General features: G+C 60.5%; 15 protein-coding genes and 1 pseudogene. 8 read left to right on the forward strand and 8 right to left on the reverse strand.

The window, feature by feature from the left end; translation table 11 throughout:
- The first annotated feature begins 172 nt into the window (after positions 1 to 172).
- Together A7317_RS11070 and A7317_RS11075 are read left to right on the forward strand one after the other, a co-directional pair.
- A complete protein-coding gene (locus A7317_RS11070; protein WP_024076051.1) occupies positions 173 to 1,825 on the forward strand; it encodes a cyclic peptide export ABC transporter in 1,653 nt (550 codons plus the stop codon).
- Between the two features lie 154 nt (positions 1,826 to 1,979).
- Positions 1,980 to 4,352 (forward strand): TonB-dependent siderophore receptor, encoded by a 2,373-nt coding sequence (locus A7317_RS11075; protein ID WP_069075801.1) that lies wholly within the window; start codon positions 1,980 to 1,982, stop codon positions 4,350 to 4,352.
- 142 nt (positions 4,353 to 4,494) lie between these two features.
- Here the strand turns inward: A7317_RS11075 and A7317_RS11080 are convergent.
- Positions 4,495 to 8,832: pseudogene (locus A7317_RS11080) on the reverse strand (amino acid adenylation domain-containing protein); the annotation flags it as partial.
- Between the two features lie 81 nt (positions 8,833 to 8,913).
- Here A7317_RS11080 and A7317_RS11085 point away from each other — a divergent pair.
- Both A7317_RS11085 and A7317_RS11090 read left to right on the forward strand, forming a co-directional pair.
- A complete protein-coding gene (locus tag A7317_RS11085) occupies positions 8,914 to 9,438 on the forward strand; it encodes a hypothetical protein (RefSeq protein WP_024076005.1) in 525 nt (174 codons plus the stop codon).
- Positions 9,439 to 9,678: 240 nt separating this feature from the next.
- The gene (locus A7317_RS11090) at positions 9,679 to 10,098 is read left to right on the forward strand and encodes a hypothetical protein (protein WP_069075802.1); all 420 of its coding nucleotides are present in this window, start codon (positions 9,679 to 9,681) and stop codon (positions 10,096 to 10,098) included.
- 276 nt (positions 10,099 to 10,374) lie between these two features.
- Here A7317_RS11090 and A7317_RS11095 read toward each other — a convergent pair whose 3' ends face one another.
- Positions 10,375 to 10,812, reverse strand: a complete 438-nt coding sequence (locus A7317_RS11095) for a DUF3995 domain-containing protein (protein WP_024076007.1) — start codon at positions 10,810 to 10,812, stop codon at positions 10,375 to 10,377.
- Positions 10,813 to 10,904: 92 nt separating this feature from the next.
- Between A7317_RS11095 and A7317_RS11100 the strand changes: the two genes are divergently transcribed.
- Together A7317_RS11100 and A7317_RS11105 are read left to right on the forward strand one after the other, a co-directional pair.
- The gene (locus A7317_RS11100) at positions 10,905 to 11,294 is read left to right on the forward strand and encodes a DUF2946 domain-containing protein (protein WP_041160960.1); all 390 of its coding nucleotides are present in this window, start codon (positions 10,905 to 10,907) and stop codon (positions 11,292 to 11,294) included.
- 94 nt (positions 11,295 to 11,388) lie between these two features.
- Positions 11,389 to 13,515, forward strand: a complete 2,127-nt coding sequence (locus tag A7317_RS11105; protein WP_069075803.1) for a TonB-dependent receptor — start codon at positions 11,389 to 11,391, stop codon at positions 13,513 to 13,515.
- Between the two features lie 200 nt (positions 13,516 to 13,715).
- On the opposite strand, the gene A7317_RS11110 is transcribed toward A7317_RS11105, so the two are convergent.
- Complete coding sequence (locus A7317_RS11110) at positions 13,716 to 14,726, reverse strand: ABC transporter substrate-binding protein (RefSeq protein WP_069075804.1); 1,011 nt, start codon at positions 14,724 to 14,726, stop codon at positions 13,716 to 13,718.
- A 133-nt stretch (positions 14,727 to 14,859) separates the two neighbouring features.
- Complete coding sequence (locus tag A7317_RS11115; RefSeq protein ID WP_051448895.1) at positions 14,860 to 15,309, reverse strand: hypothetical protein; 450 nt, start codon at positions 15,307 to 15,309, stop codon at positions 14,860 to 14,862.
- An 803-nt stretch (positions 15,310 to 16,112) separates the two neighbouring features.
- Between A7317_RS11115 and A7317_RS11120 the strand changes: the two genes are divergently transcribed.
- The gene (locus A7317_RS11120; RefSeq protein WP_069075805.1) at positions 16,113 to 16,343 is read left to right on the forward strand and encodes a hypothetical protein; all 231 of its coding nucleotides are present in this window, start codon (positions 16,113 to 16,115) and stop codon (positions 16,341 to 16,343) included.
- A 74-nt stretch (positions 16,344 to 16,417) separates the two neighbouring features.
- On the forward strand, positions 16,418 to 16,654 hold the full coding sequence (locus A7317_RS11125) for a DUF2789 domain-containing protein (RefSeq protein WP_024076015.1): 237 nt from the start codon (positions 16,418 to 16,420) through the stop codon (positions 16,652 to 16,654).
- A gap of 6 nt (positions 16,655 to 16,660) precedes the next feature.
- Here the strand turns inward: A7317_RS11125 and A7317_RS11130 are convergent, their stop codons facing one another.
- The 4 genes from A7317_RS11130 to A7317_RS11145 all read right to left on the reverse strand — a co-directional run bounded on the left by A7317_RS11130 (position 16,661) and on the right by A7317_RS11145 (position 20,545).
- Positions 16,661 to 16,864, reverse strand: a complete 204-nt coding sequence (locus tag A7317_RS11130) for a hypothetical protein (protein ID WP_024076016.1) — start codon at positions 16,862 to 16,864, stop codon at positions 16,661 to 16,663.
- A gap of 115 nt (positions 16,865 to 16,979) precedes the next feature.
- Positions 16,980 to 18,662, reverse strand: a complete 1,683-nt coding sequence (locus A7317_RS11135) for a methyl-accepting chemotaxis protein (protein ID WP_370531076.1) — start codon at positions 18,660 to 18,662, stop codon at positions 16,980 to 16,982.
- Between the two features lie 95 nt (positions 18,663 to 18,757).
- A complete protein-coding gene (locus tag A7317_RS11140) occupies positions 18,758 to 19,162 on the reverse strand; it encodes a TraR/DksA family transcriptional regulator (RefSeq protein ID WP_003191666.1) in 405 nt (134 codons plus the stop codon).
- Positions 19,163 to 19,522: 360 nt separating this feature from the next.
- The gene (locus A7317_RS11145; protein WP_024076018.1) at positions 19,523 to 20,545 is read right to left on the reverse strand and encodes an ABC transporter permease; all 1,023 of its coding nucleotides are present in this window, start codon (positions 20,543 to 20,545) and stop codon (positions 19,523 to 19,525) included.
- Positions 20,546 to 20,600 lie beyond the last annotated feature (55 nt).

Here is a 20,600-nt window from a genome sequence, read left to right on the forward strand (position 1 = left end):
CCGCGTCGTTACGCGTGCGCCTACAGAACAAGAACGAGCCAGCCGCCCAGCAATTTATCCGTCACTGCCGCCGCCGGGCATACCGAGCTAAATACTCGCGCCGACGCTTCGTTTGTCATGGGTAAGGGACTGTGTGCCCAGCCCCCTCTTTTTCACTCTCCGGGATGTACTTATGACCGACCCCAAGCGCGGCGCCTTCAGCGGTTTGCTCGCATTGCTCAGGCCCTTTCGCACCCTCGTGACGGTCTCCGTTGCCCTGGGCATGGCGGGTGGCCTGGCCATCACCTTGCTGCTGGCGACTATCAATAATGCCCTGCACGCCTCCACCGGCATGACCCAGGGCGTGATCCTGGCCTTTGCCGCGCTGTGCCTGCTGGCCCTGACCAGTTCGATCGTGTCGGACATCGGCACCAACTATGTCGGTCAACGCATCATTGCCGCGCTGCGCAAGGACCTTGGCGAAAAAGTCCTGTCGGCGCCTATCGAGCAGATTGAACAGTATCGCTCCCACCGCCTGATCCCGGTGCTGACCCACGACGTCGACACCATCAGCGACTTTTCCTTCGCCTTTACACCCCTGGCGATCGCCACCACCGTCACCCTCGGTTGCCTGGGCTACCTGGCGTACCTGTCGGTGCCGATGTTCCTGATGATGATCGTGGCCATCGTCATCGGCAGCAGCGTGCAGTTCATTGCCGGCCACAAGGGCATTCGTGGCTTTGACGAAGCCCGCGACCTGGAAGACGAGTTGCAGCGCTACTACTCGGCGATCGCGTCAGGCGCCAAGGAGCTGCGTATCCACCGCCCCCGACGCTTTCGCATGAACACCCATCGCATCCAGGAAACCGCCGACCGCATCAGCGATATCCAGGTGCGCTCGGTGAATATCTACATCGTGGCCAAGACCTTTGGCTCGATGCTGTTCTTCGTGGTGATCGGCCTGGCCCTGGCGATGCAGGCCTACAACCCCAACCCCGACCCCGCGGTGATCACCGGTTTCGTGCTGGTGCTGCTCTACATGAAAGGCCCGCTGGAGCACGTAGTGGGTTACCTGCCGATTATCGGCAAGGCGCGGATTGCCTTTGCGCGTATCACCGAACTGTCCGAACGCTTCTCGTCGCCGGAACCGCACCTGCTGATGGATGGCAGCGAGGCGCCGACACCGGTGGTGCACAGCCTGGAGTTGCGCGGCGTCAGCTACAGCCCGCCGGCGGTGGAAGGCAGCCAGCCATTTCACCTGGGGCCGATCAACCTGAGCATCAAGCAGGGCGATATCGTGTTTATCGTCGGTGAAAACGGTTGCGGCAAGACCACGCTGATCAAGCTGTTGCTGGGCCTGTATCAGCCCCACGCCGGGGAAATCCGCCTCAATGGCGAGACCGTCACCGACCCGCTGCGCGATGACTATCGCCAATTGTTCACGACGGTGTTCGCCGACTATTACCTGTTCGATGACCTCGTCCAGGGCAGCGCCACCCAGTCGCTGGACAGCGCCACCCGGTACCTGGAGCGCCTGGAAATCGCGCACAAGGTCAGCGTCAAGGACGGCGTATTCAGCACCACCGACCTGTCCACCGGCCAGCGCAAGCGCCTGGCGCTGGTCAACGCCTGGCTCGAAGAACGCCCCGTGCTGGTGTTCGACGAATGGGCCGCCGACCAGGACCCGGCCTTCCGACGCATCTTCTACACCGAGCTGCTGCCGGACCTCAAACGCCTGGGCAAAACCATCATTGTGATCAGCCACGACGACCGTTACTTCGATATCGCCGACCAGTTGGTGCGCCTGCGCGCGGGCCAGGTGGTGCATGAAATGGCACCGGCGTGAAATTTTTTTCCGGTTTCTCCAGTTAGGAACGTCTCACTAGTGGTAATGAGAACCAGACTCAATAAATACTTATAAACTGCCCACCTCACACACAGAAGAGAAAGCATTCATGTCAGTACGACTCGGTCTGAGCCCCCTGAGCAAAGCGCTATCCATGCGACGGGCCCTGAACTTCAACCTTACGCCTTGCGCGCTCGCGATTGCGGTATCGCTGCCCATCGCCGGGTATGTACAGGCCCAGGAGCTCGAGATCGATATTCCTGCACAGCCGTTGGGGACGGCGCTGCAGGAATTTGGCCGCCAGACCAATCTGCAAGTGCTGTACAGCCCGACCGATGTGCAAGGCAAGAACAGCACTGCGGTCAAGGGCAAGCAGGAACCCGACAAGGCGATCGCCTCGCTGCTCAACGGCACGGGTGTCCATTACAGCCTGCAAGGCAACGCCGTGACCATCAGTGCAGCCGCGACTTCGGGGCTGGAACTGGGGGCTACGCAAGTCACCGCTAACCAGTTGGGCACCGTGACGGAAGGCACCGGCTCGTATACCCCTGGCACTATTGCCACGGCGACACGCATGGTGCTGACGCCTCGCGAAACGCCGCAGTCGATCTCGGTGGTGACGCGCCAGGTGATGGATGATTTCGGGCTTAACGCCATCGATGACGTCATGCGCCATACCCCGGGCATCACCGTGTCGACCTACGACACCGAGCGCACCAACTACTATTCCCGTGGCTTCTCTATCGTCAACTTCCAGTACGACGGCATCCCGACCCTGCGTGACGCCCAATACTCAGCGGGCCAGACCCTGACCGACATGGCGATCTACGACCGTGTCGAGGTCCTCAAGGGCGCCACCGGCCTGCTCACCGGCGCTGGCGGCCCAGGGGGCACCATCAACCTGATCCGCAAAAAACCGACTTCCGAGTTCAAGAGCAGCATCGAACTGGGCGCCGGATCCTGGGACAACTACCGCTCCCAGGTCGACGTCAGCGGCCCCCTGACCGAAACCGGCAATGTGCGTGGCCGTGCCGTCGCGGCGTATCAGGACAAACAATCGTTCCTTGACCACTACTCGCGCAAGACCGGTGTGCTCTACGGCATCCTCGAATTCGACCTGGACGAAAACACCCTGTTGACCCTCGGCGCCGACTACCAGGACAGCGATCCGAAAGGCTCCAGCTGGACCGGCACACGGACCATCTTTGATGCAACGGGAAACAAGCTGAACCTGCCGCGCTCGTTCAACAACGGCCCGAAATGGGGTTCATGGGAGCAATACAGTCGTACCGCTTTCGCGACCCTGGAACACACCTTTGACAATGGCTGGGTCACCAAAGGCCAGTACAACCACCAGATCAACGGCTATAACGCGCCTCTGGGCTACATCTCCCAGGACTCCGCCACCGCCAGCTCCATCTACGCACGCAAATACGTGGGCGACACCACCAGTGACAGCCTCGATGTGTACGCCTCGGGGCCATTCGAGCTGTTCGGCCGCGAACACGAACTGGTGATCGGCCAGTCCCTGTCCATTTCCAAATGGAAAGCCAAGGACTACACCGCGACCACTTACTTCAACAACTCCTATGACTTCTACAATTGGAATGGCCAAGCCATCGAGCCGCTGTGGACCGCCACCAAGATCAATGACGAAACCACCCGCCAGACCGGTACCTACGTCACGGGTCGCTTCAGCCTGACGGACGAGCTGCACCTGTTGCTCGGCTCACGTATCGCCAACTACCAGGTCACCGGTACCAGCGACACCCAGGAAAGCGGCAAGGTGGTGCCGTATGCGGGCCTGACGTATGACCTGAACGACAATTTCACCGCGTATGCCAGCTACACCGAAATCTTCCAGCCCCAAACCCAGTACCGCACCCGCACACGCGCCATGCTTGCCCCCAACGAGGGCAAGAACTATGAGCTTGGCGTCAAGGGTGAATTCTTTGGCGGCCGCTTGAATTCCAGCCTCGCCTACTTCGAAGTGCACGAAGAAAACCGCCCGCTGGCCGACACGGCGTGGAACTCCCAGCCGGGCGTCGACTATTCGTACATCGGCACCAAGACCAAGACCAAGGGCTACGAAGCGGAAATCTCCGGCGAATTGGCCCAGGGCTGGCAACTGCAAGCGGGCTACACCCACAAGATCGCCCGCGATGACGATGGCAAGAAGGTCGCGACCTGGGAGCCGGAAGACCAGGTCAGTTTCTATACCACCTATAAACTCCAGGGCAACCTGGACAGGCTCACCGTCGGCGGCGGCGCGCGCTGGCAGAGCGCTGGCTGGCAGACCGTCAACAACTGGGGCTACCCCGGTGGTGGCCGCTCCGAGAAATTCACCCAAGACCCGTACTGGCTGGTTGATTTGATGACCCGTTACCAAGTGACCGATAACCTTTCGGCCACCCTCAACGTCAACAACCTGTTCGACAAGCACTACTACACCAACATCGGTTTCTATGACTCGGCTTACCCTGGCGACCCACGCAACGTGATGCTCACCACGCGCTGGGACTTCTAGCCCCGCAACCCGCAAAGCCCCTGGTCACTCCGTGGCCAGGGGCTTTTTTGTGCCCGCTGCGCAAGCCTGGATGAACACGCGGTATCAGACAGCAAAACGCCCCTGGCCATCGCTGGCCAGGGGCGCCCTTTACAGCAACCGCTTACTCCATCGCTGCCACAAAGCTGCTGATGAACTCAGCGTTATCCACGATCCGGTGGTGAGTCGTATCGATCACCACCGAACGCCGGATCCCCGCCTGGCCAATCACCTCGCGCATACCGGACTCGATCAACGCCTGGTGGATACCGCCCTCGCTCAGGGCCGCCCACCAGCAATTGACCGGCGCCCGGATGGCGCGGTAATCGGTGTCTTGCAGGCGCTCATCCAGCACCTGCTTGAGCGCCCAGGAGCGCTCGGTTTCGCCGCCCGACAGCAACTCATCCTTGAGCACGCGGAAGCTATCGCCCAGGGTCCGCTCAGCCCAATCGGACACCTGCTGCCATTGCTCATCCTGGCTGCCGCACGTCGCCTGCCACACCGCGTGGATCTGCTCGGCGTACGCCGGGAACATCACCGCCAGCAACTCCACGCGCCGCTCGGCCGCAGACGTCACCCGCTGATCCAACTGCGCCCCCTGCTGCCAGAACGCAGTAAAGCGGGCCGGGGGCGGCGCATCGATCCAGCCCACTGATTCCACCACGCGGCCCGCCTGTTCCAGGCGGTAAGCCACCTCCATGGCCAGGTTGCCGCCCAGGGACCAGCCGGCCAGGCGGTAAGCGCCGTGGGGCTGTGCGCTCAACAATTGCTGGGTGTAGTCCTCGACCATCTGCGCCCAGGTCGGCACTTCAACGCTTTCGTCCACCAGTGCCCGGCACATCACGCCCAACACCGGACGCTGCTCACGCAACGCCAGGGCAATGGCCTTGTAGCAATGCACCGAGCCAAAACTTGGGTGGAACAGGTACAGCGGCGTGCCCTGGGCCTGGCTATTGAGCCGGACGATCAACGAGCGCTCGCCCTCGCCCTCGAGGCAACGCGCCTGAGCCGCGACCGTCGGGTGCAGCATCAACTGGTTGACGCCCAGCGCGACACCGCACACCTGATGAATGCGGTCCTTGAGCATCAGCACCAACAGCGAATGACCGCCCAGCTCGAAGAAGTTGTCATGCAACCCGACACGTTCGACTTGCAGCACCTGCGCCCATGCCGCGGCAATCTGTTGTTCGGCCTCAGTCTGCGGCGCAACGTACTCGCGGCCAGCGGCCTCGGGCTTGGGCAGCGCCTTGCGGTCCAGTTTGCCGTTGGGGCTCAGCGGCATGTGCTCCAGCACTACCCATTGCGCCGGGACCATATAGTCCGGCAGGTGGCTGGCCAGGTGGGTGCTCAAGCGCTCGCGCCAATCGTCACCGTTCGGTTGCAGCACCACATAAGCCACCAGTTGCTTGCCATCAACCACCTGCACGCTCGCTTCACGCACAGCCGGGTGTTCCAGCAGGCGCGCTTCGATTTCACCCAGCTCGATGCGCAAGCCGCGCAGCTTGACCTGGTGATCGAGGCGGCCCAGGTATTCGATGACGCCGTCGGCACGCTGGCGTACCCGGTCGCCGCTGCGGTACAGCCGCGCCCCAGGGTGGAACGGGCAAGGCACGAAGCGCTCGGCGGTCAAGCCCGGACGCCGATGATAACTACGCGCCAAGCCTGCGCCGCCCAGGTACAGCTCACCGGCAACTCCGACCGGCACGGGTGACAGGTCGGCATCCAGCACATGGGTGCGCAGGTTGGCAATCGGTTCGCCGATCGGCACCGTGTCGTGCCCCTCGTCGACGCAGGTCCAGTGGGTCACGTCGATGGCGGCTTCGGTTGGGCCATACAGGTTGTAGAGGCCGGCTTGCGGCAGTTTGGCAAAGACTTGCTGCTGGGCGTCGACCGGTAGCGCCTCGCCGCTGCACACAATGCGCTGCAGGCTTTGGCAACGGGTCACCGCCGCATCCTGGAGGAACGCCTGCAACATCGAGGGCACGAAGTGCACTGTAGTGACCTGCTCGGCGGTGATCACACTGATCAACCGGGCCGGGTCGCGATGATCCCCCGGCGCTGCAACCACCAGGCGCGCACCGCTCATCAGCGGCCAGAAGAACTCCCACACCGACACGTCAAAGCTGAACGGGGTCTTTTGCAGCACCGTGTCGCTGGCACCGAGGCCATAGGCTTCCTGCATCCATTGCAGGCGGTTGGTCAGGGCCGAATGCCGGTTGCCCGCGCCTTTGGGCTGGCCGGTGGAGCCGGAGGTGTAGATCACATAGGCCAGGTTTTCGCCGTCCAGGACGATACCTGGGTTGCTATCGCTGTAGCCTTCGAACCACGACTCACCCAGCACCAGATGATCCAGGCCCTGGGGTATGGGGAGCTGTTGCAGCAGGTGCGCTTGAGTCAGCAGCAACTTCACCCCGCTGTCTTCAAGCATGTACGCCAGGCGCTCACGTGGATACTCGGGGTCCAGCGGCACATAGGCGCCACCGGCCTTGAGCACCGCCAGCAGGCCAACCACCATTTCGATGGAACGCTCCAGCGCCAGGCCCACCAGCACGTCCGGCCCGGCGCCAGCCGCGAGCAAACGATGGGCCAGGCGGTTGGCGCGGCGGTTCAGTTGCGCGTAGCTCAGACGCTGCTGGCCAAACACCAGGGCCGGCGCATCCGGCGTGCGCGCGACCTGTGCTTCAATCAACTGATGCACGCAACGCTGCAACGGGTAATCGCGAGCGGTAGCGTTCCAGTCGTGGATCACTGCTTGCTGTTCCTGGTCATCCAGCAACGGTAACTGGCCGATACGCTGCCGGGTGTCCTGGGTCATGCCGTCGAGCAGGTTCAGCCAATGGCCGGCCATGCGTGCCAGGGTGGCCGGCTCGAACAGGTCCGTGGCGTAGGTGAACGAGGCGGCAAGCCCCTCGGCCGACTCATGGGTATTGAGGCTCAAGTCGAACTGGGCCGTTTGGCTGTCCCACGCCAGGCCGCTGACCTGCAGGCCGGGCAACGGCTCAGCCTGGTCGGGGTCACCGGCTTGGGTCTGATGATTGAACAGCACCTGGAACAACGGGTTGAAGCTCAGGTTGCGTTCCGGCTGCAACGCCTCCACCAACTGCTCGAACGGCAGGTCCTGGTGGGCCTGGGCCTCCAGCGCGCGCTGTTTGACCTGGGCCAGTAACTGGGCAACCGTCTGCTGCCCGTCGATATCGGCCTTGAGGACCTGGGTATTGACGAAAAAGCCAATCAGGCGCTCGGTTTCCACGCGGTTGCGGTTGGCGATGGGCACGCCGACGCGGATGTCCCGCTGGCCGCTGTAGCGGTGCAACAACGCCTGGAATGAGGCGAGCAGGAGCATGAACAATGTCACGTCCTCACGCTGGGCCAGCGCGCGCAACGCGGTGACCCGTGCCGCCGGTACGTGGATGTCCAGGCTCGCGCCGCGATGGCTTTGCTGGCTCGGGCGGGCGTGATCCAGCGGCAATTCCAACACCGGTTGTTCCCCCCCCAGCAGGTCTCGCCAGTAAGCCAGCTGGCGCGCCTTCTCGCCGGCTTCCATCCACTGGCGCTGCCACACCGCATAGTCGGCGTACTGGATCGGCAGGGCCGGCAATTGCGGCTCCTCGCCCTGGCTGAAGGCGGCATACAACTGCACCAGCTCGTCGACCATCACCTGCATCGATCCCCCATCGGAGATGATGTGATGCTGTACCAGCACCAGCACGTGGTCGTCAGCAGCCACACGCAGCAGCCACACCCGCATCAGCGGGCCCTGGGTCAGGTCGAAAGGCTGCGCAATGTAAGCCTCCACCTGGCTGCGCAGGGCCGACGCATCCACATCGACCTGGGCGATCTCAACACTGGCCGGCGCGCCAATCACCTGCACCACACGCCCGTCGTCCGGTTTCAGGTGGGTGCGCAGGCTTTCGTGACGCGCAACCAGGGCGTCAAAACTGCGCTGTAGCGCCACGGGATCCAGGCGGCCTTTGAGGCGCAACGCGCTCGGCACATGGTAGGCCGCGCTGTGCGGGTCCAACTGCCAGAGGAACCACTGGCGTTCCTGGGCATAGGACAACGGCAAGGGCAGCCCTCGCTCCACTGCGACCAGGGGTGGCGCCAATGGCATGCCGCTTTCGGTCGACAGCGCTGCGACAAACCCCTGCAGCCGTGGGTGTTCGAACAGGCTTCTGAGCGCAACCTCTCGGCCCAACACATTGCGCAGGCGGGAGATGACTTGCATCGCCAGCAACGAGTGGCCGCCTCGCTCAAAGAAGTGATCATCCAGCCCGACCCGCTCGACACCGAGGATGTCAGCCCAGAGGGCCGCGACCTGTTGCTCAAGCTCCGTCACCGGCGCGACCCAGGCGTGTTGCGACTGGCTGGCGTCGGGTTTCGGCAGCGCCTGGCGATCCAGCTTGCCGTTCGGATTGAGCGGCATGCGGTCGAGGAAGATCAGGTGCGCCGGCACCATGTAGTCTTCTGATTTTCAAAACCGTTCATCCAGCCGCTTTTCGCTGCGGCAGACTCCGACGCCTTGCCTTCTGCCGAGACGTCACGGATGACCAACGCTTCCCACATTGCCCATATCGAACATGAGCTGGATGGCTTCCATCAGAGCCTGGTGACGTATCGCCAGCAACTGGGGGCCTGGTATTCGCGCGCGCTGGATTCGGTGAGCCACGCCGCTGATTTACCGTCGTTGCTGGGGATGGATCGGGTGTTGCGCGCGGGGAATTCGCAACGTTCCGTGAGCCTTTCCGATACCGACTTCTCCACCGTGGCCCGCTGCCCGGCGGGCGGTATGTTGCAGATCGAAAGCAAGTTCGAGTCGGTGTATGACGTGCCGATCGGCGATATCCCGGTTGAGGTGATCGGCCTGGATGACGGCAGTTCTACCGTGGTCATGCTCGATGAACAGGGTAAAGGCTCACACCCATGCGTCGCGGGCGCGCGCTACCAGGTACGGGTGCAAGGCGGCGTGTCGGCGCAACAGGTGGACGCGTTGTTTGTGTCCTACGCCGGGTTGACCGCAGACCTGGAGCAATGGCTGCGGTCGCAGTGGGAAGGGTTCAAGCCGCATTGACAACAGTCGACGGCCAGCGCGATTGGCAGCGGGATATTGGCCGGCAGTTGGGCGGCATACTGGCGTCGACGACAAAAAAACAACATCGTGCGTTTAAAGCTACTAGGAGCTGGAAGTGGCTACAGACCAAATAAAAAGGACCCAGACAATCCAATTTTTAATCCATCCATGAACGGCGCAGAAATGAAATTTCGTGAAGAGGGCACGCCTTTCACTCTGTTTCCAACCTCGGAATAAAAAATGTTATTTCACCCAAACTCTGACCATATCCCTTTCGACGCCAGCTTGTACTATTTCGTAGGCGTCTTTGACATTTACGACAGAGAGGAAACCAAGGGGGAAGAGCTCGCACACTACAACCCCAACAACAATAAAGACAGAGAAGCCCTCATACTTAAATACTGTCTGGGTCCTTCCAGCAAGTTTTCATATCGCCACAGATATAAATTAATGGAAAGTTTACTCAGCGCACTAAAAACCGAAAACTTTAACTTTCACTCTTATTTCGAGAATGACCCAGAGAAATACTCAACAATGGCATGGGACGAAACAGAAATAGCCGATCCACGGGGTTTCTTCGTTGATATCTACCGGTTAGCCAGCGATGCCTGGAAAGATGACCTCCAAAAAGCTAGCCTCGAAGACCAATCAGAGTGGTAACGCCACCACTTTCCCAGACCACTTCCTTTTGTGCAAGCTTGCTCGCACTGGGTGTCTAAGCGACCCCAGTCAGAAAAAGGAAAAAAGGGGACAGGAGTAGAAAGGGTACAGAACTACTTACAGGCTAAAGGTTCGATTCACTATTTGATTAAACAAATCCTTCCCCGTCTCCCAAGAGATAAACAATTAAAATCGTACATATAAATGTATCTGGAGGTGAGGCCAGAGGAAAGCATACACCCAATAAATGATGCGAGATTCACAACCTCCCCCCCATCACCCCCACGCCACCACCAACAACCCCACCCCCAACACCAAACACAACGGCGAATAAAACCACGTATCCAACCGCGCAAACCGCGACCCGCTGACTTTCTTGAAAAACCCAACCAACTCCGAATCCCCAATCGCCCTGGCAAACATGAGCACGGCAATCGCGCTGATCCCCCATTGCAATGCGCCATGGGACACCGGCGAGAAATACAGCCCTGCCCGCAGGCACACCAGCAATGCAATCGCGACCAACCCCATCGCCACCAGGAAAGTGCCCAACGCCGAGGGCTTGAACGCCGGGCGTGGCCCGCTGGCAAATTCGCCGGGCAGTTGGGGGATGGCGGCGAGACTGCCAAGTTTGCCGCCGGCGGCCCAATACAGGTGGACCATGCTGATGCAGGTAAAAATGCCGACGACCCATCGTGCAACGACGAAGCTCATGGTGGTTCTCCCTGAAAAGATGCGAAGTAGGATAGCCCCCCTGAAATTTTTTGCAGGCATTTCGTCGGCGGCTGATGGTAAAGTGCCGCCCCATGAAACTTGCCCGTGCCGACCGCTCGATCATTGCCTGGATGCTCTACTGCTGCGTCCTGTTCAATGTGTTCGCGTGCAGTATCGGGCATGGGCAGATGGTCGGGATGCAGCTCAATGGCCTCGGCGGTCAGTTCTGTACGGTGGACCCGCGCACCCAGGCGCCCACGCCGTCCAACTCCACCGATGAAAGCCTGCCAACCCTGTCCAAGGCGTTTGGTTGCCCGCTGTGTTCGACCGGCGGCATGGGCCCGGCATTCAGTTCCAGCCTGAATGTGGCGGTATTGCCACAGCCTCATGCCCCCCCTCCGGCCATTGTCGCCACCGCTGACCTCCCCGCCCGCTTTACCTGGCCAACGGCCCATCCTCGCGCGCCGCCCGCCTTTGCCTGATCCCTTTGCTTTCTGATCTGCACTGACCACCGTTTCCGCGAGGAAGTACGGCGGCCGTGCGTTGTTTCAAGCCAAGTTTTTCAGGATTCAACTCATGAAACATTTACCCCTGTTAGCAGGCCTGTTCGGCTGCCTGCCTGTCTGCGGCTGGGCCGTTGAGCTGGCCCCAACCACTATTGATGGCGAACAAACCGCCGAGCCCGGCCTGGCCTTGGACCAACCCAGCGGCATGGCGTCGCGGCTGGGCCTGAGCGTGCGGGAAACCCCGGCCTCGGTGGCCATCGCCACACGCAACGACATCGAGCGCCATGGCGCCAGGACCTTCCGCGACGCCGCCAACACCTTGCCCGGTGTCAACGCCAGTGCACCGCCAGGGTTTGGTGGTTTTGTGTCGTATCGGGGATTTACCAGCAGCCAGATCACCCAGATGTTCAACGGTATCAATGTGGCGACCGGCCTGGCGCGGCCAGTGGATGCGTGGATTTATGACCGCGTGGAACTGGTCGGCGGCCCCTCCTCGCTGATCAACGGTGCCGGCTCCGTGGGGGGATCGCTGAACTATGTGACCAAGCTGGCCAGCCGCGAGGAACAGGCCGCTGAAGGCCAACTGACCTATGGCAGCTACGATACCGCCGGCATGGCCTTCGGCCTGAACCATGCGCTCACCGAGCCAGGCGCCGACGTGCAGCACTATGCCCGCCTGGACGTCAGCCGCAACACCAACCACAGCTATATCGACCGCGACCAGCGCGACGCCTGGAGCGTGGCGTTTTCCCTGCTCAGCGACTTGACCTCCAACCTGTCCCACACCCTGGCCCTGGAATACCAGGATGAACACGAAGACAGTCCTTACTGGGGCACGCCCGTGCTCAACCCCAAGGCCGGTGAGTTGAAGATCGACACACACAACCGCTTCAATAACTACAACGTCGCCGACGGTCGTTACGAACAACGCACCCTCTGGGCACGCTCGATCATCGACTACCGGATCAACGACAGCACCACGTTGAAAAACACCCTTTACCACCTGGACAGCCAACGCGATTACCGCAACCTGGAAACCTACCAGTACAACGCCGACAACAGTGCGGTGAACCGTTCAACCGCCTACCAGGTGCGCCATCAGGGCGAACAGCACGGTAACCAGTTCGAGCTGCGTCATGAAGACCGCGTCTTTGGCCTGTCGACCACTTGGTCCGGGGGCTTCGAGTACAAGGTCAATAGCACCACCAACAGCCCGCTCAGGGCGGCCGGCAATAGCACAGTGGACCCTGATCACTACGACCCTGGGCACTTCTACGACATCCCAGGTACACGACCCGGCTTTACCAGGGACAAGACCAACGAGGTCACGACCAAGGCACTGTTCGTGGAAAACCGCCTGGGCCTGACCGATAAATTGTCACTGCTCACTGGCCTGCGTTACGACGCGATCGACCTGGACGTGACCAACCACGGCAGCGTGACCACCACAAACCCACGCCACTTCACGCGCAGTTGGGAGCCGGTGACCGGCCGGGTTGGCCTGACTTACCAGTTCATCCCCTCAGCCAACGTGTATGTGCAATACAGCACCGCCGCCGAGCAGCCGAGTACCACGACTCAAGTGTTTGACGTGTCGACAGGCAAGCAGTGGGAAGTGGGCAGCAAGTTCGACTACCTGGACGGTCGCGGTTCGGCCACCGTCGCCGCCTACAAGATCGAGCGCAAGGACTTTGCCGTCACCGATCCGCTGGACCCGAACAACAGCATCCCGGTCGGCGCGCAATCGTCCAAGGGGATCGAGTTGGCCAGTTCATTACGCATCACACCCAGGCTGCTCGCCGAAGGCAACTTCGCCTGGGTGGATGCCGAGTATGAGGAGTTCAACGAGAAGATCGCCAGCGGTGCGGTGGTGTCGCGCAAGGGCAATACGCCCACCAATGTGCCCAAGCGCGTGGGCAACCTGTGGCTGACATACGATTTTGCCGAAGATTGGCAGGGTGGCGTGGATGCGCGCTACGTCGCCGAAGTGTACGCGGACAATGCCAATACCCAGACGGTACCGGCCTACACGTTGTTCGGCACCTTCCTGCGCTACAAGGTGGACGCGCGCACCTCGGTGACGGGCCGGGTGCGCAACCTGACCAATGCGGTGTATGCCGAATTTGCCCATGTGTCGCCAGCGTATTACCTGGGGGCGCCGAGGACGTTTGAGGTGGCGGTACAGACCCGGTTCTAACGCTGTAATGCGAACAAAATGTAAAAGGGGCTTGCTCCCGACAGCGGTGCATCAGCTGGATATGGAATAGTCCTTACACGACCGCATTCTTTGTGGCGAGCGGGCTTGTTGTGGCGAGCGGGCTTGCCACAACAAGCCCGCTCGCCACAACAGGCCCGCTCGCCACATTTTTAGCACTCCCGCGGTCGAGAGAGGGAACGTTACCTCAAGCTGGCTTCGACTTTCTGCGCCACATCCTCCGTCAACCACGCCTTCCACACCTCTGGGTATTCCTTGAGGAACGCTTGGGCGACCTCCCGCGGCGCGGTGTGATTCTCGCTCATCGTCGCCAAGGCCTTGTTCAGCGGTTCAATGGGGAACTCGACCTTCTCGAAGAACCCGGCGATCTGCGGATGCGCCTTCTGGAATGGCGTGGATACGCCAATGCTCAATTTGGATGCCAGCGAACGTGTCGGTTTCGGATCGGGATTGTCCGCGTCGGTCAGGGTCTTCCAGGCCTCAGCATCAAATGGCGGTTCTTCGAGCTGGATCAGCTTGTAGCGCCCCATCAGCGGCGTCGGCGACCAGTAGTAGAACAACACCGGCTTGCCACGGCGAATCGACGAAGCGATCTCGGCGTCCAGCGCCGCGCCCGAGCCGCTGCGGAAATTCACATAACTGTCGTCCAGGCCATAGGCCTTGAGCTTCTGCTTGTTCACCACTTCGGAGGTCCAGCCAATCGGGCTGTTGAGAAAACGACCCTTGCCGGGTGATTCCGGGTCTTTGAACACGTCCTTGTAACGCGCCAGGTCCTTCACGCTCTTGAGGTCCGGTGCCAGGGGCTTGAGGCCTTTGGCAGGATCACCCTTGACCACGTATTCCGGCACCCACCAACCTTCGGTGGCCCCCTTGACCGTATCGCCCAGGCCCACCACCTTGCCTTCAGCCTCGGCCTTGACCCACACCGGGCTGCGCCCTGCCCACTCTTCGCCGATCACCTGGATATCGTTCTTGGCCAGGGCGGTTTCCAGGGTGATGGTGGTGCCTGGCAAGGTGTCGGTGGGCAGGTCATAGCCCTTCTCGACGATAAACCGCAGGACCTCGGTGATCAGGCTGCCGCTTTCCCAGTTCAGGTCGGCAAAGTGTACCGGCGCCTCGGCAGCCGATACCGAGGCCACGGATAGTCCCAGGGTGGTCAGGGACGCGGCCAACAGCGATTTCAATCCTTTCATGCCTTTGCACCTCGCATTTTCTTGCAGCCATGGCGGATGGCTTTGCTGCAATGCGCGAAGCCTCTGAATAGTTAAGTCAACTCAACTGTAGTAGAGGTTCCGAGGGACAAAGGATGTTCGTGGTATTGACCGATTACTCACTGGCCTTGAAGGTCACCAGCTCACCCTTGCGCCATTTGGCGGCCTTGCCGGTCACGGCCTTCAGGGTCTTGGTCAGGCCCTCCTGCAGTTGCTCATGGGCGGCAAATACCAGCATCACGCTGTGGCCTTCCTTGAAGACAATGCCCTGACCCTCGGCGCAGGACACAAAGGCGTAATCACCCAGGCCATACACCGTCAACTTGATATCGCGGAACTTCAATTCAAACTTGCCGCCTTCGCGACTGGGTAATACCGCGGCGCGGAAATGGTCACCGACCTTGAGTTCCAAACGCGGTTTATCATCCACCACCAGTGCGGTTTCGGTATCGATCTCGGCGATATAGATACCTTCCGGCGTCTGCTCAGTGATGTAGACGAAACGGGATTGAAACTGCTTGACCAACTTTGCGCGCAAATCACCCAGCACGAATAACGCGTGCATATCCAGATTACTGACTGCCAAGGAAACGCCCCCACATCGAAAAAAGCACCGTCCGCCAGAGCGGGCAGCACGAAAAAACGGCCGTAACGGCACGATCACACAACACATTCTTTGAAAAAAACTGAAGAAAATCCCGCTGCTGCGCCGTAAGACTAGTACAGGCGTGCACGATGGACCTCTTGCAAGGTCATCAGGCGTCACAGGAAATCACAGGTTCAACGACACGAGAATACGTGCCGACCAGCTTCAGAAAATAACCCCATTAAAAACGCAGTTTCCGACAACTCATACAAACACACACACCTTGGCATGGAACCAGGCAGCGGCCACTGGCGACAATACTAAAACAGCAACACGGGTCAAAACCACCCGAAACGCTGGTGGTGAGTCCACAAGATAGATCGACAGGAGCTGACCATGCTACGACAACAACACGACGCTACGTCTTCCCGCACTCGTTCATCATGTCACGACGAGCGCCAATACTACTGCTTGCACAGCTCCAACGGGTACTCGAATTCGGTTCTTTACCAAGTTGTTCCGGCCGGCAGGAATTTCTTTCATATCCTCGAAGTCACCAGTGGCAGGATCCGAGGATTTCGCAGCGACCACAACCAGGCCTGCGAATTGGCCAAGCAATTGGAGAGCGCCCTGCACGCCCTGCACGGCGGAATCGTTTCGTCACCTGGATGACTTTACTGCGCCACCGCCCTTCAACAACTGCCATACTGGCCCGTCCATTGAAGTTTGCCCCCCGCGGGTCAGGTTTCATCAGTGCAGTTACCTTGAAGGGAAGGCTATACGTGACGGAATTTGATATTGGCGAATTTTTTATTCATGGCGATGCCAGGGAAGTAGACGGGGAGTTTCAAGCAGTTATCGTGATGCGCGCCAAGCCGCCCTTGACCACCGTTACAACGCACCAAGTCGAAAAAGACCGCTGGTTCAAGACACTCGACACTGCCGCGATCGCGGCCAAGGAAGCCGCCAAGGCCCTCAAGACCGCCGTCGATTGCGGGGCACTGACCTCCTGACAATCCGATCGAACTCTACCGCGCCCCAAGCCTCCGATGCATACCCCACCTGAAAAACCTGCACGGAGAACGATATGGACGCGCCGATACCTACGCTGGAAACCCTATTTGCACAACTGGGCCTGGATTCAACCCCGGAAGGCATTGACGAATTCATCGCCGGGCATCCTTTGCCCGCGGGCGTGAAACTCATCGATGCGCCTTTCTGGTCGGACCGGCAGGCACAGTTTCTCAAGGAAGAGCTGCGCGAAGACGCCGAATGGGCGATCGCGGTGGATGAACTGAACCAGCGCCTGCATCAGTCGCAATAACCTCCCTCAATGCAGGCTGCCTGATTGTTCCAGGCGCAACAACGCTTGCCAGGCAGCCCTGCACGCTTGCGCTTCATCCCGGCTGGCGAAGGCGGTGCCACGCGGCTCACCGTTGACCAGCACCACCCAACACGCATTCTGGCCCAGCGCACGCAGGCTTGGCGGCACGCCACTGCCAATCATCACGGCCACATCGACTTTGTTTTGCATGAAGCTTCTCCGCAACATTAGTTAGCTGGCTAACAATATTGCCCATGCTACGGTTTTCCTCCCGTTGGAAAAAGCCATCTTCGGAACAGCTTCCTTGCATAAACCGCAATAATCCCTAGCGCGCGGCCTTGGTGCCTTCCGGCTTGTAGCCCAGGCGCAAACCGCCCCAATGCCGGCCCCGGACCATGATCGGCACCGACAGGTCGTGCATCAGCTCGCCGGTATCGCGGGTGTAGGTCTGGAGCAGCACCGCTTGCTGATGGCTGCCGCAGCGAATTCCGGTACGGTCATCGAACTTGCGCTTGGTGCGGTTCTGCACCGCATCGACCTGGGCATCGCCCGTCAAGGCCTGAGAAAACGCCTTGTTGTGGGTTGGCACATAACCTTGTTGGGTGCAGGCGATCGCAAACACCAAGCCTTCATGACGCGGCAGCAATGCTTCCTGGATCGCCGGCAGGACCTGGTCGGTGTAACCGTCGAACCGCGTGTGGTATTTGCTGGGGCTGGTGTTGGGGATCAGCGTGTAGCTGCGGTCGAACAAGTCGTCCAGGGTGATGCGGTTTTGCAGCACATCCGCCTCGAACTGCTCGGCAATCCGGCTCGCACCCTCGCGCGCCAGGTCATAAACACGCTGGTGATAGTCATCCAGCCCGACGGCGGCCAGGCGTTCGCTGATGGTTTCGGCCTGCCCTTCCATCTGCACGGCGGCGCCGGCCAATTCACGGGTTTGCTGGTCGCTCACGTCCAGGTCGCTGCGCATCTGTTCCACCGCATGGAACAGGCTGTCCAATTGTGCGCGGTTGGTGTCGGTGCCCTGGGCGATTTCATTGACCTGCCCTTCCACGTCCGCCGCCAGGCTGGCGATGCTCTCCAACTGCTCGCCTGCGTGTTCCACCTGTTCGACGCCGGTGTGCAAGTCCACCGACAGTTGGCGAATCTGCTCCACCACCTGTGTCGTACGTTGCTGGATATCCGCAACCATCAGCCCGACTTCATCGGTGGCCGTGGCAGTACGGCCGGCCAGGCCGCGCACTTCGTCGGCGACCACGGCAAACCCGCGGCCATGCTCACCGGCCCGCGCCGCCTCAATGGCCGCATTCAACGCCAGCAGGTTGGTCTGGCTGGCGATGGATTGGATCACCAGGGTCACACGCTGGATTTCCTCGCTGCGCTGGCTCAGCGCTTCGATCAGCTCGCGGCTGGCATTGGCGCGCTGGCTGAGTTGGCGCATGCGTGTGATCGACTGAGTCAGGACCTCACGCCCCTCCGTGCTGCGCTGATGGGCCTGACTGGCCGCGCCCAGGGCTTGGCGGCTGAGCTGGGAAGTGACTTTTTCAGTATCAATCATCACTTCGGCGTTGCTGACGATCTGCTTGGCGGCACTCAATTGTGATTGCACGCGAGCGGCCAATTGCTTGACCGAATAGGCCACGCCGGCAGCGGACAACGCGTTATGGCTGGTGGTATAGGAAAGATCGCGCGTCAGGTCACCGATGGCATCGGCGGCGTCGGACGACGAAAGGCTAAGGGCAGGTTTTTTCAGGCGTGGCAGCCAGATCACCAGCAAGGCCAGTGGCACGCACAGGTATATCGGCAGGCTGGCGAACGCAAGGCCCAGCAGTACCAGCACCAGGGCGGTGCTCTGCAGAAGCGGCGTCAACCAGCCGGGCAGCCCGCGCACCACCGCTTGCGGAGGCACTGCTGCGCCCATCAGAGATCCGTCTCCAGCCATCTTCGTCACCCCGCTGTTTGTCATTGTTGTCCCTGCATTAAACGCCACTATCCAGCCATTATCCATGGGCCTTTAGTGGGGTAGCTTGCAGCAGATCAATAGACGGGGGCGTAACGGTATTTCCCCGGGGCACCGCAGTCGCGGTCCCCGGCTTCAATGCATCAGGCTTGGCGCTGGTGCTTGTCGATCTGCTCGTGGCGCTCTTGCGCTTCGATGCAGTATTTGGTGGTCGGGCTGATCAGCAGGCGCTTGAGGCCGATAGGCTCGCCGCTGTCATCACACCAGCCAAAGGAATCTTCCTTGATGCGTTCCAGTGCGCGCTCCAGTTGCGGCAGCATGCGCTGGTCGCGGTCGATGGCGTTCACCAGCCAAGTGCGCTCTTCCTCGACGGAAGCGGCGTCAGCCGGGTCCGCCGGGGTGTCCAGGCTTTCAATGGCGATACGGTTCTGTTCAATGCGCTCGTGGTGTTCGACTTTCATGTCCTGCAGCAACTTCTCGAAAAAAGCGTGCTGTTCGGCATTCATGTAGTCATCCGCCGGCATGGCCAGCAACTTTTCCTTTGTCATTGATTTCTCTATAAAAAATACGTGCATTAAGGCGAATAAGGGAGCGTTCCGGTCGACCTGTGCAAGTCTCGGAAAGGCGCCGTCCATTTCAAGCGCCACCCGGCACTCAATTTACGAGGGGCGGCAGTCTAAGGCCGACTTGAGGGCTCAGCAACTGAAAAGACAGGCATTTTTTCCGGGACAACCCCCAAAGGCACCAGGACGGGCTTGGTGAACGGGTCATCGGAGTGTGTTTATAGCAAGAAATTCAATGTTGTGGAGCTATATAGAAGACAAACGGTTGAAACAGACTGTTAATCATAAAATGTGGGAGAGGGCTTCCCCCCTCCTGCATTCAGTGCTCAACAGTCGCACGTTCATTTAGCGCTTAAGCTTGCGCTTGTTGCGGTATTGGTCGATCACCACCGCGACCACGATGATCAGGCCCTTGATGATGTCCTGGATGTAAGCATCCACCCCGACGAAAGTAAACCCGCTGGCCATCACCCCAAGGATCAGCGCGCCGATCACGGTGCCGGTAATGCGCCCTACGCCGCCGGCCAGGCTCGTGCCGCCGATCACCGCAGCGGCAATCGCGTCCAGCTCATACGACATCCCCATGCCGGCCTGGCCGGTGGCCGCACGCGCCGAAGCGACCACGCCGGCCAGGCCCGCCAGCAACCCGGCAATGCTGTAGACGATGATCAAGTGACGCTTGACGTTGATCCCCGAGGTACGCGCCGCCTGCATATTGCCGCCGATGGCATAGGTGTACTTGCCGTACTTGGTGTAGCGCAGGGCGATATGGAAAATCACCGCCACGACCAGGAAGATGATCACCGGCATCGCGCCATGGCCGATGGCCGTGTAGGAGTCCGAAAGCATGCTCACTGGCTGGCCTTCGGTGTAGTAACGCGCCAGGCCACGGGCCGAGACCATCATGCCCAGGGTGGCGATAAACGGCGGGATACCGGTGACGGCAATAATGCTGCCGTTGATCGCCCCCGCCAGCAGCCCCACCCCGAGGCCCATCGCCACCGGGATCCAGACCGGCAGGTCGGTCAGGGACGGAAACACCGCCCGGGAAAAATCGGAAGTCTGTGCCAGGCTGGCGGCGATCATCGCCGATAATGCGAGCACCGAGCCGGAAGACAGGTCGATGCCGGTGGTGATGATCACCTGGGTCACACCGATGGCCAGCAGGCCGATGATCGATACCTGCAGAATCATCAGCACCAGGCGCTGGGAGTTCATCAGGAAGCTCTGGTCGCGCACGATCCAGCCGAACAGCTCAAACACCAGGCCGATACCGATCAGCACCAGGAAGATGCTCAGTTCGGTTGGCAAACGTCGACGGTGCTTGACCGGTGCCGTGGCAGGCTTGTTATCTGTTATTGCGTTCATAGCCAATCACCTTCTTATTCTATGGCGCGGACCAACCGCAGGCCCGCGCGGCTGT

Origin of the sequence: Pseudomonas fluorescens (genome assembly GCF_001708445.1) — a bacterium.
GTDB classification, from domain to species: domain Bacteria; phylum Pseudomonadota; class Gammaproteobacteria; order Pseudomonadales; family Pseudomonadaceae; genus Aquipseudomonas; species Aquipseudomonas gorinensis.

Excerpts from the sequence above, each read along its gene's own strand:
- A7317_RS11070 (WP_024076051.1), top strand. The coding sequence starts at position 173 with ATGACCGACCCCAAGCGCGGCGCCTTCAGCGGTTTGCTCGCATTGCTC.
- A7317_RS11075 (WP_069075801.1), top strand. The coding sequence starts at position 1,980 with ATGCGACGGGCCCTGAACTTCAACCTTACGCCTTGCGCGCTCGCGATT.
- A7317_RS11085 (WP_024076005.1), top strand. The coding sequence starts at position 8,914 with ATGACCAACGCTTCCCACATTGCCCATATCGAACATGAGCTGGATGGC.
- A7317_RS11090 (WP_069075802.1), top strand. The coding sequence starts at position 9,679 with ATGTTATTTCACCCAAACTCTGACCATATCCCTTTCGACGCCAGCTTG.
- A7317_RS11095 (WP_024076007.1), bottom strand. The coding sequence starts at position 10,812 with ATGAGCTTCGTCGTTGCACGATGGGTCGTCGGCATTTTTACCTGCATC.
- A7317_RS11100 (WP_041160960.1), top strand. The coding sequence starts at position 10,905 with ATGAAACTTGCCCGTGCCGACCGCTCGATCATTGCCTGGATGCTCTAC.
- A7317_RS11105 (WP_069075803.1), top strand. The coding sequence starts at position 11,389 with ATGAAACATTTACCCCTGTTAGCAGGCCTGTTCGGCTGCCTGCCTGTC.
- A7317_RS11110 (WP_069075804.1), bottom strand. The coding sequence starts at position 14,726 with ATGAAAGGATTGAAATCGCTGTTGGCCGCGTCCCTGACCACCCTGGGA.
- A7317_RS11115 (WP_051448895.1), bottom strand. The coding sequence starts at position 15,309 with ATGCACGCGTTATTCGTGCTGGGTGATTTGCGCGCAAAGTTGGTCAAG.
- A7317_RS11125 (WP_024076015.1), top strand. The coding sequence starts at position 16,418 with ATGGACGCGCCGATACCTACGCTGGAAACCCTATTTGCACAACTGGGC.
- A7317_RS11130 (WP_024076016.1), bottom strand. The coding sequence starts at position 16,864 with ATGCAAAACAAAGTCGATGTGGCCGTGATGATTGGCAGTGGCGTGCCG.
- A7317_RS11135 (WP_370531076.1), bottom strand. The coding sequence starts at position 18,662 with ATGGATAATGGCTGGATAGTGGCGTTTAATGCAGGGACAACAATGACA.
- A7317_RS11140 (WP_003191666.1), bottom strand. The coding sequence starts at position 19,162 with ATGACAAAGGAAAAGTTGCTGGCCATGCCGGCGGATGACTACATGAAT.
- A7317_RS11145 (WP_024076018.1), bottom strand. The coding sequence starts at position 20,545 with ATGAACGCAATAACAGATAACAAGCCTGCCACGGCACCGGTCAAGCAC.